Origin of the sequence: Mycoplasma wenyonii, from assembly GCF_003265155.1 — a bacterium.
Taxonomy (GTDB): domain Bacteria; phylum Bacillota_I; class Bacilli_A; order Mycoplasmatales; family Mycoplasmoidaceae; genus Eperythrozoon_A; species Eperythrozoon_A wenyonii_C.
The window spans coordinates 1-693 of record NZ_QKVO01000031.1 but is presented as its reverse complement, the minus strand read 5'-3'; the positions used below and the strand labels follow the sequence as shown (position 1 = coordinate 693).

Here is a 693-nt window from a genome sequence, read left to right as displayed (position 1 = left end):
ATTTACTTAAGAAATGAGTTAACCATCTAGGAATAACTGAAAAAAAACAACTAAGAAAGAATAGATACTTACATAAGAAACTAATTATTTTTTATCTAGGAATTATTAGATCTAAGCTCCTAGATTTAGAGTATTGGAAATCTTGATGAGAGTATTTTCCCATTCTTAAGGAACAAGAACTTAATTACAAGTATTTAGCTAGAGCTTTTAGCTCTGCTGAAATCGCAGATAAGGTAAACAAACTCATTTCCTTAGTTGGACTCACAGGATATGAGAAATCTGCGATAGACACACTATCAGGAGGAACTAAGCAGAAAGTAGCTTTGGCTAGAGCTCTCATCATGGAACCGCAAATAGTTCTCTTAGATGAGCCTTTATCAGCTATTGATAAGGATATGAGAGAGAAAATGCAAATAGAGTTAAAGAAGTTACATCAAAGACTTAAGCTGACCTTCTTGTTGATTACACACGATCAAAAAGAAGCCTTACTTCTCTCTGACAAGATAGTTGTACTAAGAAAAGGAAGGATAGAACAGTTTGGCACTCCTTCAGATGTTTATGATGCGCCGAGTAACGAATGAGTAGCTAACTTTATGGGAAAATCCAATATCTTTGAGGGAATTTATTTATCCCCTAAAGAAGTAGAAGTTAATAACTCAATCTTTCAACTAAATAACATCACTGGCTTTAGAG

General features: G+C 33.9%; 1 protein-coding gene. It reads left to right on the top strand.

Features of this window, described 5'->3' with window-relative positions; all coding sequences use genetic code 4:
- Window positions 1-693, top strand: a 693-nt coding sequence (locus DNK47_RS03335; RefSeq protein WP_146737548.1) for an ABC transporter ATP-binding protein, incomplete at both ends; no start/stop codon positions are given.